Source organism: Mesorhizobium sp. M7A.F.Ca.CA.004.04.2.1 (assembly GCF_004022825.1).
In the GTDB taxonomy this organism is placed as follows: Bacteria; Pseudomonadota; Alphaproteobacteria; order Rhizobiales; family Rhizobiaceae; genus Mesorhizobium.
Genome location: NZ_RZPH01000119.1, coordinates 1 through 9,509, shown reverse-complemented (window position 1 = coordinate 9,509; position 9,509 = coordinate 1). Strand labels below are relative to the sequence as shown.

Genomic DNA, 9,509 nt, shown 5'->3' with positions numbered 1-9,509 from the left:
GAGCAGTCCTGTGCGCAAGCATTGCTTTGCTAAATTCCCACCACAAGCGCGCCGCCGCTGAGACCCGCACCCGCTGCCGCCAAGAGGACTTTCTCGCCAGGCCGAAACGGCTGCGCCCGATGGGCCAGCGACAATGAGAGCGGGATCGTCGCGGCGGAAGAGTTGCCATATTCGGCGATCGTCTTGACGATCGAGTGATCAGCGATGCCGAGGTTCCTGCCGACCGCGTCGAAAATGCGCGCATTGGCCTGATGCGGCACGAAACGATCGAGGTCTTGCGGCCTCAGTCGGGCAGCAGTGAGCGCATCTCTCGAGCAGGCGGTCATCATCTCCACGGCCTTGCTGAATACTTCACGGCTGTCAGTGATCGTCATCCGTGTCTGCGCGAGGTCGAGGTCGGCATGGAACGGAGTGTTGCTTCCCCCGGCGGGAATCTGGATTAGCCCGTAGCGCGAGCCGTCGGAATCCACCGAAGCGCCGAGAATGCCTCGATCCGGGTCATCGCAAGGACTGATCACCATGGCGCCGGCGGCATCGGCAAACAGCACGGCGCTGGCGCGCTCGGCCAAATTGATGCGGTGGCTGAGGATGTTGGCGGCGATGACAAGGCTCGCTTTGCCGTGCAGGCGGGTGAACCCGTCGGCGAACATCAGCGCATAGATGAAGCCGGCGCAGGCGCCGGTCAGGTCGATCGCTCCGGCGCGGCCTAGCCCCAGCCGATGTGCGACCAGCGGCGCGCTTGGCGGCAGAAGGTGATCGGGCGTCGACGTGGCGAGCAAGAGTAGACCGACGTCGCCGCGGTCGATACCGGCATTGGTCAGCGCCATGTCGCCGGCAGAGGCGGCAAGGCCCGACAGCGTGTCTTCGTCTGTTGCCCAGAAGCGCGAGCGAATTCCGGTGCGCCGCTCGATCCAGCCGGGCTCAAGCCCGAGCCGGTCTTCGATTTCCGGGTTCTCGACCTTGCGCGTCGGCGCATGATGGCCGAAGCCGAGAACGCGCGACGATAGGTTCATGGCCGCGAGCCGAAGCGTTCGCCGGCCTCCTCTATCGCGTCATAGAGCCCGTCCAATTCGTCGCTGGTGATGCAATAGGGCGGCAGAAGATAGAGGACATTGCCGAGCGGGCGCACCAACAGGCCGCGCTCAAGGAAAAAAGCGCGCAGTTTTGGCCCGATCTCGGCCAGATAACCGGCTGAGCCGGTGCGTAGGTCGAGTGCCGCGATGGTGCCGGTTGTCCGGCAGTCGGTGAAATATGGATTGCCCCGGAAGCGTTGCAGCCCGGCGGCCTGCCTCGCGCTCAAGACCGCGATCCGCTCGGCCACCGGCTCGTCACGCCAGATCTCGACATTGGCAAGTGCTGCCGCGCAGGCGATCGGATTGGCGGTGTAGGAGCTCGAATGGAAAAACGTCTTCTTGCGATCCTCCGAAAAGTGAGCGTGGAAGATGGCATCGGTGGCGATCGTGGCGGCCAGCGGGATGGTACCACCGGTCAGACCTTTCGACGTGCACAAGATGTCCGGCGAGACGGACGCCTGTTCGCAGGCAAACATGGTTCCGGTGCGCCCCCAGCCGGTCATCACTTCATCGGCGATCAGCAGCGTGCCGGAGGCTTCGGCGATCCTCTTCAATTCGGCAAGAACCCAGGCCGGATACATCAGCATGCCGCCGGCGCCAAGCACCAGCGGCTCGACGATCAGCGCGGCTGCGCGCCGGTCGCGGCTAACGGCCTCGAACCGATCCAGCGTTTCCTGCTCGCGCCCGGCGGCCGGGAAGGGGATGGCGTCGACCTCGAACAGCAAAGGATCATAGGCGGCGTTGAAGACGCCGCGGGCGCCGACGCTCATCGCCCCGATCGTGTCGCCATGATAGCTGTGCTCCATGACGGCGATGCGCGAACGCGGCGCGCCGATGTTGCGGAAATAGCCGAGCGCCATCTTCAGCGCGACTTCGACTGAGGTCGAGCCACTGTCGGAATAGAACACCCGGTCGAGGCCGGCGGGTGCGATGCCGACAAGCGCCTCGGCCAGCCGTTCGGCCGGCTCGTGGGTGAAGCCCGCGAAGATGATCTGGTCGAGGCTCGAAGCGGTCGTCTCGATGGCCTTCATGATGCGGGGGTGGCGATGGCCATGGGTGACGACCCACCAGGAAGAAATCGCATCGAGGATGCGGAAGCCTTCGGCCTTGTGGAGATAGGCGCCTTCAGTCAGCACGATTTCAGGGACCGAGGGCTCTAGCGCGTGCTGCGTGAACGGATGCCAGACTCGAGACTCCGCCATCAGTCGCCTCCGGCAATCATGGCCAGGTCGAAGCCGGAAATCATTGCATCTCTCAACGTTTCACCCGTCAGCGGACCGAGGTGCGGCAGCCTGCCCAGCTGCGGCACGCCGCCGAATTCCACGATTGTCCTTTGTGTATCGGCCACCTCTTCGCCAATGAAGGCAATGCCGATGAGCGGGATGGAGCGGGCTTTCAGGGCCTCGATCGACAACAGCGTATGATTGATGGTGCCAAGCGCGGTGCGGGCGCACAGTATGACCGGCAGCCGCCATTGTTCGAATATGTCAATGAACCTTGTCTGTCGATTGAGCGGCACCATCAGCCCGCCGGCGCCTTCGATGACGAGCGGTGTCGGCAGGACCGGAAATGAAAGATCGTCGGCCTCGATCGCGACGCCGTCGATTTCGGCTGATCGATGCGGCGACAGCGGCATCGTCAGTCGATAGACTTCGGGCAGCACGCGTCCGTCGGGCAAGCCGGAAAGCCGGGCGACGACCTCGCTGTCGGTCTCCTCGTTGAGGCCCGATTGCACCGGCTTCCAGTAGAAGCCGTCGAGCAGCCCGGCAAGTCCGGCCGAAAACACTGTCTTGCCAATTCCAGTGTCTGTTCCGGTGACGACGATGCGTTTGGTCATGCTGTGGCCAACACTCCGACGAGAGCCTCGACCATGGCGGAAATGTCGGCTTCGTCGACGTTGAGAGTCAGCGAAATGCGCAGGCGCGACGTACCCTCAGGCACTGTCGGCGGGCGAATGCCGCGTATGTCGAGGCCGCGTGCCTGCAGTCCTGCCGCCACCGCCATGGTGCGGCTGTTATCGCCGATCACAAGCGGCTGGATCTGCGAGCCGCTGGGCATCACGCCGCAGCGTTCGGCCAATTGCCGGCTCGCGAAAGCGACACGCTCGTGCAACTGAGCACGACGCATAGGCTCGTCAGACAGAATAGTCAGCGCCTCACGTGCCACGACTGCCATCAGCGGCGATGGTGCGGTCGCATAGATGAATGGCCGGCACCGGTTGATAAGATAGTCGCAGAGTGTTCGCGGTCCGGTAACGAGCGCGCCGGATGCGCCAAGCGCCTTGCCGCATGTGTGGAGCGTGACGATGTTGTCGCGGCCTTCATACGCGGCGGCCAGTCCCCGGCCGTACGGCCCCCAGACGCCGGTGGCATGCGCTTCATCGACGACGATGAATGCCTGGTACCGATCAGCCAGCGCGACCAGGCTCTCCATCGGCGCACGGTCGCCATCCATGCTGTAAAGGCTTTCGAAGGCGATCCACACCCGCCCCATGCCGCCTTCGGCGCGCCAGCGGGTGATTGCGTCCTCGACAGCGTCGACGTCGTTGTGCGCGGCCAGCTTGAACTCAGCGCGCCCGGCTTGGGCACCCTCATGCATGCTGGCATGAGCGAGCTCGTCGAGGACCAGCAGGTCGCCTTTCTGCGGCAGGGCCGTCAGCAGAGCGAAGTTGGCGATATAGCCGCTGCCGAAGAACAGTGCACGCTCGGCTCCGAAAAATGCCGCTGCGTCCGCCTCCAGTTGCTCATGTTCCGGTGCATTGCCGCGCAACAGCCGCGATCCGGTTGCGCCCACTGGCGTGCCCCGCGCAATCGCCGTCGAAACCGCATCGCCGAGTCTTTTGGAGGCGGCAAGTCCGATATAGTCGTTCGACGAGAAGTCGAGCCCGGCGCGCGGTGCGAGCGTCCGTAACCGGTCCTTGCGCCCCAGTCCCCGCAAGGTTGCGTCATAGCGGGCAAGAATTGCCTCCTTCATTGCGTGGCGAGTTCCATAGGCTCAATGCCGAGGCGCCGGAACAGAAGGGTATCCTTGTCCTCGCCGGGATTTCCCGCCGTCAGCAGCGTGTCGCCGACAAAGATCGAATTGGCGCCGGCAAAGAAGCACAGCGCCTGCGTTTCGTCGCTCATCGCCGTCCTGCCGGCGGACAGCCTTACATAGGATTTCGGCATCATCACCCGCGCGAGCGCAACGATGCGGACGAAATCGATCGGATCGATGGCGTCGGCCGCGGCAAGCGGCGTGCCTTCGATGGGAATAAGCATGTTGATCGGCACGCTTTCCGGCGGCTCGGGCAGGTTCGCGAGCGTGACCAGCATGTCGATGCGATCGGTCTTTTCTTCTCCCATCCCGACAATGCCGCCGCAGCAGACTTTCATCCCAACCGCGCGCACGTGCCCAAGCGTTTCCAGCCGGTCGGCAAAAGTCCTGGTTGAAATAACCTCGCCATAGTAGCGCTCAGAGGTATCGATGTTGTGGTTATAGTAGTCGAGACCGGCCTGCTTCAGGCGAGCAGCTTGCTCAAGATCGAGCATGCCGAGCGTCATGCAGGTCTCCATGCCGAGGGCCTTGACGCCCTCAATCATGGCGACCACAACGTCCATGTCGCGCTCCTTGGGAATTCGCCACGCCGCGCCCATGCAATAGCGCGTTGCGCCGCCATCACGCGCCTTGGCCGCTTCGTCGATGACATGCTTGACGTCCACCAGCTTCGACGCCTTCACACCGGTTTCGTAATGCGCAGACTGGCTGCAATAGCCGCAATCTTCAGGGCACCCGCCGGTCTTGATGCTAAGGAGCCGCGACAGCTGCACTCGGTTTCGATCGAAGTTCTGGCGGTGGATCGTCTGAGCTAGGAACAGCAGATCGTTGAATGGCATGCCGTAGATGGCCTCGGCCTCTTTGCGGTTCCATCGCGGAGGCGTTCCATCGACCAATTGCATGGTCTGGTTCACGTCGAACTCCGAGTTCATTCCAATCGTCATCGTCAAACCTTTGTTTGCTAGTCCGGTACGCCTTCTTGGCTTTGGGGCGCACTCGCTAAAGGCGAGCTGCGGCACGTCTTTCCAGCACCTCCTACGCCTGCCGAGCTGATGTTGCTCCTCACGCCGTAATCCTCAGTTCAAGTGCTTGCAGATGTTCTGGTGGTCCGGCATGTCCAGGCCGATGTCGAGGATCGGGGCGCTGTGCGTCAGCCAACCCATGGAGATGAGATCGACACCGGTCGCCGCAATCGCCGCCGCCGTTTTCGGCATCACCCGACCGGACGCCTCGGTGATCGTACGGCCATCCACTATAGAAACCGCGCGGGCAAGATCCTCGACCGACATATTGTCGAGCAGCACCGCGTCAACACCAATCGCGAGCGCTGCATCGAGCTGCTTCAGCGTGTCGACCTCGACCTCGACCTTCACCATATGCCCTGCTGCGGCGCGCGCCCGCTCTATTGCTGTGCGGATATCGCCGGCGATCGCGATGTGGTTGTCCTTTATGAGCACGCCGTCATCGAGGCCGAACCGGTGATTGGCACCGCCGCCGACGCGCACGGCGTATTTCTCCAATGCCCGCAGCCCGGGCGTCGTCTTTCGCGTCGATACAATCCTCGCCTTGTGACCGCGCACGGCCTCAACCATGGCCGCTGTGGCAGTGGCAATGCCGCTCAGCCGGCATAAGAAATTGAGGGCCGTGCGTTCGGCCGTGAGCAGGCCTCGTGCGGGTCCGGACAATCTTGCAATGGTTTCCCCGGCCCCAACCTCGCTGCCATCAGGGCGCCAGATCTGGATGTTGATCGCCGGTTCCACGAGAAGGAAGGCATACGAGACCAGATCGAGCCCGGCAACGACGCCCGCCTGCCTCGCTTTGAGCACCAACGTGGCAGTGCAATCATACGGGATAACCGCATCGGTGGTCAGGTCGCCGGATCTGCCCAGGTCTTCGAGGAGCGCAATGCGCACAATCGGTTCGATCAGGGTCGCGGGGAGGGGGGAGAATGAAGTCATATCAAGTGCTCCGTATGGTAGCCCGGCAATCGAGTGCGGCCGCGGCCCGCATTGCGCTGTGCAGTGTCAGCCGTGATGGGCGCACGTTGGCATCGTGGAGCGGGAAATCGGACCGACAGTGCGCGCCTCGACTCTCTTCCCGCCTCAGGGCCGCCGCGGCGATCATCAGTGAGACCAAAGCCGGACCAGAGGCAGCGACACTATTGGCTGCGATCGGCAGCAGGGTCGCCACCGCTTCGCGCATTGCCTCGCCGTCGCGGATGATACCCAGGGCGGCGGAGACAATCGGGCGGACCACGGAAGCGTCTGGTCGTGGAGGGACGAATGTGGAGCATCTGCGCGGTCGCCGGGTATACGACGTGCCGGCAACGCTTTCGGCAACCCAGCTCGCGGTGACCGCCGCTTCGGTGAGCGAGTTGCTGGCCAGGCGGTTGGCGCCGTGCAGGCCGGTACAGGCCACCTCACCGCAGGCCCACAATCCCTCGATGGAGCTGCGGCCGGCGCTGTCTACGGCGACGCCGCCCATGTGATAATGTGCCGCCGGGCGCACCGGGATCAGGTCGGTCGCGGGGTCGATTCCTGCGCTCCGGCACAATTCGGCGATGCCTGGAAAACGCTTGCCAAATCTCGGGCCGAGACTTTGCCGTGCGTCCAGGAATACGCGGCGTCCAACGGCAAGCTGGTGCCAAATGGCGCGCGCTACGACGTCGCGAGGCGCAAGTTCACCGCCAGGTGTGTCGGCGAGGAAGCGCTCTCCTCGCTCATCGATGAGCACCGCGCCTTCGCCACGCACGGCTTCGCTCACCAGCGGCATCGGCCGGCGCGGACCGTCGAGCGCAGTTGGATGGAACTGTATGAATTCCAAGTCGGCGAGTTCCGCCCCCGCCCATGCGGCGAGCGCCAGCCCGTGACCCCATGAGCCAGCGGGGTTTGTCGTGTCGCAAAACAGCCCGCCGACGCCGCCGGTCGCCAGCACCGCGCGACGCGTGGGCAGAGCGAGCGCGCCGGCTCGTCCTGCTGCGACCACGGCGATGACCGACCCGTCCTGCACGACCAGCCGGCGGACCTCCACATTTTCGATAATGGTGATCGAGGCTGTACGCCGAACCGCGGCGACGAGCGCGCGCACCAACTCGCGACCGGTGGCGTCGCCGGCTGCATGCACAATCCGCCGTCGCGAGTGTGCCGCCTCGAGCCCAAGTCGCAACGCGCGGTCAGGGTGCTGGTCGAAGTCGACGCCGAACCTTTGGATCGTCCTAATCGCTTCGGGTGCAGCTCGTACCACTCGCCGCACCGTGGCCTCATCGCAGAGTCCGTCGCCGGCAGCTATCGTGTCGCAAAGGTGAAAATCTGGGCCGTCGTCGCCCCAGAGACGTGCCGAAAGACCGCCCGGGGAAAGTGCACTGCAGGCTCCGGTGCCAAGCGGCGCGTTGGTCAAAAGCACGACCGGTTCCGGCGCCAGATGAAGCGCCGTCATCAGGCCGGCAATGCCGCCGCCGATGACGACCGGCGCCCCGGCGATGTCGCGAACCTCCAGACTCATAGGGAAAGCATGCGCTCGACCGCGCGGCGGGCGGGGCCGGCAATTTCGGGATCAATCCGGACCTCATGCCGGTTCTGCTCGAGTGCGGCGCGAATGTTGGCCAGGTTGATGCGTTTCATGTGCGGGCACAGATTGCATGGGCGAACGAACTCGACGTCGGGATGCGCGACCGCGACGTTGTCGCTCATCGAACATTCGGTCAGAAGGACGACACGCGTCGGTTTCTCACGCTCGACATAATCCGACATCGCCGCGGTCGAGCCGGAGAACTCCGCCTCCGCGACAACGTCTGGTGGGCATTCTGGATGGGCCAGCACGATGACGCCTGGATGGGCATCGCGCAGTTCCCGGATGTCTGCTGCGGTGAAGCGCTCATGCACCTCGCAATGGCCTTTCCAGGCGATGATCTCGACGTCTGTATCGGCTGCCACGTTCCTCGCCAGATATTCGTCCGGGAGCATCAGCACACGCGCCACGCCAAGCGATTCCACCACCGCCTTGGCGTTGCCGGACGTGCAGCAGATGTCGGACTCCGCTTTTACGGCGGCGGAAGTGTTGACGTAAGTAACAACGGGGACCCCCGGATACCGCAGCCGCATTAGCCGCACGTCGTTTGCCGTGATCGATTCGGCCAGCGAGCAGCCGGCGCGGAGATCCGGGATGAGCACGGTCTTGTTCGGATTGAGCAGTTTTGCCGTCTCGGCCATGAAATGAACGCCGGCAACCACGATGATGTCGGCGTCGACCGTCACCGCCTTGTGGGCCAACGCCAGGCTGTCGCCGACGATGTCTGCCACGCAATGAAAAATTTCGGGCGTCTGGTAATTGTGCGCCAGCACCACCGCATTGCGCTCACGCTTCAGCGCTAAGATGGCTTCAATATCGCCGGCGAACGCGGGCCATTCAACGGGTGGGATCACCCGCCGGACACGCTCATACAGGGACGCAGCCATAGGTAACGCCCCAGTCATTGGCGCCTCGATTATATTCGGTTTGACAATAAGGGAATATATCTACCTTGACTATAAGTATGTCAAGCCCGCGCCAGCGGTAATTTTGTCCCGGCGATAGCCCTGTCGTCGAGGACGGCATGCCGGAAGCGATAAAGCTTCGCCGGTCGGCCGCCCGTGTCGAGGGAGGTCTCCCCGGTCTCCTCAACAAGTTCCTGCTGCTCGACCAATCTCCGGAAGTTCGGCTTGTTGATCAGCCTGCCAGCCAAAGCTTCCACGGTTCGCTGCAGTTGCAGCAGCGTGAAGGAAGGCCGCATAAGCTCGAACACGACCGGCCGGTATTTGATCTTCGAACGCAGCCGCGCGATCCCGGTTGCCAGAATACGACGGTGGTCAGCGACCATTGGTTTGCCAGCCGCGGCCGCAATCGCGTCCCTGCCGCCACCGGCCTCCTCAATCAGAGCAGCTTCATAGAGCAACTCGTAGCGTTGGAGCGTGAGTTCCTCGTTCCAATGGCGGTCGTCGAAGCCGAAGGCTATCGCAGCGCGCTGCCGGCGCTCGCGTTGAGTGGTCGGCTCGCTGGCGCCGCCGGCCCACTCAATCAGGCGGGGCCGCAATCTATCGAGCAGCACAGGCGGCGTGCCGAAGCGGTGGTCCTCCCAGGGAAAATATTCGTACCAACTTTGCCAGCCGCACGCGGCCGAGTTCGTTGCCTGTTCCTTCCTGGTCAATGCGAGATAGCTGATTGAGATGACGCGCTGGTGGCGCTCAGTGCCGATGCGATCGCGATCGGCGAAGGTGTAGAGTTGCTCGATGTATCCAAGTGCATGGCCGGTCTGCTGCTCCACCCACCCCCTCAAACCCGACTGCAGTGATCGATGCTCAAGGGCAAAAGGTCCGGAAGGGAGGGTGTCCGCATGACCGACTGTGAGGACACAGGGCTCACTGT

At 63.5% G+C, this 9,509-nt stretch carries 9 protein-coding genes; all 9 read right to left on the bottom strand.

Going from position 1 to position 9,509, the window contains the following annotated elements:
• Positions 1–29 precede the first annotated feature (29 nt).
• The gene (locus tag EN893_RS08120; RefSeq protein ID WP_128361482.1) at positions 30–1,013 is read right to left on the bottom strand and encodes a beta-ketoacyl-ACP synthase III; all 984 of its coding nucleotides are present in this window, start codon (positions 1,011–1,013) and stop codon (positions 30–32) included.
• Entirely contained in the window at positions 1,010–2,275 is a 1,266-nt protein-coding gene (locus EN893_RS08115) for an adenosylmethionine--8-amino-7-oxononanoate transaminase (RefSeq protein ID WP_127270883.1), read from the bottom strand. The genes EN893_RS08120 and EN893_RS08115 overlap by 4 nt, the downstream gene beginning before the upstream one ends.
• A complete protein-coding gene (gene bioD / locus EN893_RS08110; RefSeq protein ID WP_127269495.1) occupies positions 2,275–2,910 on the bottom strand; it encodes a dethiobiotin synthase in 636 nt (211 codons plus the stop codon). Before bioD ends, EN893_RS08115 begins: the two co-directional genes overlap by 1 nt.
• Positions 2,907–4,046, bottom strand: coding sequence for an 8-amino-7-oxononanoate synthase (locus EN893_RS08105; RefSeq protein ID WP_128361481.1), 1,140 nt, complete (start codon positions 4,044–4,046; stop codon positions 2,907–2,909). The genes bioD and EN893_RS08105 overlap by 4 nt, the downstream gene beginning before the upstream one ends.
• The gene (gene bioB / locus EN893_RS08100) at positions 4,043–5,011 is read right to left on the bottom strand and encodes a biotin synthase BioB (protein WP_236383478.1); all 969 of its coding nucleotides are present in this window, start codon (positions 5,009–5,011) and stop codon (positions 4,043–4,045) included. Before bioB ends, EN893_RS08105 begins: the two co-directional genes overlap by 4 nt.
• A gap of 174 nt (positions 5,012–5,185) precedes the next feature.
• On the bottom strand, positions 5,186–6,067 hold the full coding sequence (gene nadC, locus EN893_RS08095) for a carboxylating nicotinate-nucleotide diphosphorylase (protein WP_127269492.1): 882 nt from the start codon (positions 6,065–6,067) through the stop codon (positions 5,186–5,188).
• Position 6,068: 1 nt separating this feature from the next.
• Positions 6,069–7,610: an L-aspartate oxidase gene (locus EN893_RS08090; RefSeq protein WP_128361480.1), complete on the bottom strand. Its 1,542-nt coding sequence runs from the start codon at positions 7,608–7,610 to the stop codon at positions 6,069–6,071.
• Positions 7,607–8,581, bottom strand: coding sequence for a quinolinate synthase NadA (gene nadA, locus EN893_RS08085; protein ID WP_095486074.1), 975 nt, complete (start codon positions 8,579–8,581; stop codon positions 7,607–7,609). The genes EN893_RS08090 and nadA overlap by 4 nt, the downstream gene beginning before the upstream one ends.
• 62 nt (positions 8,582–8,643) lie before the next feature.
• Positions 8,644–9,509: hypothetical protein (locus EN893_RS08080; RefSeq protein ID WP_128361479.1), on the bottom strand; the 866-nt coding region annotated here is incomplete at its 5' end.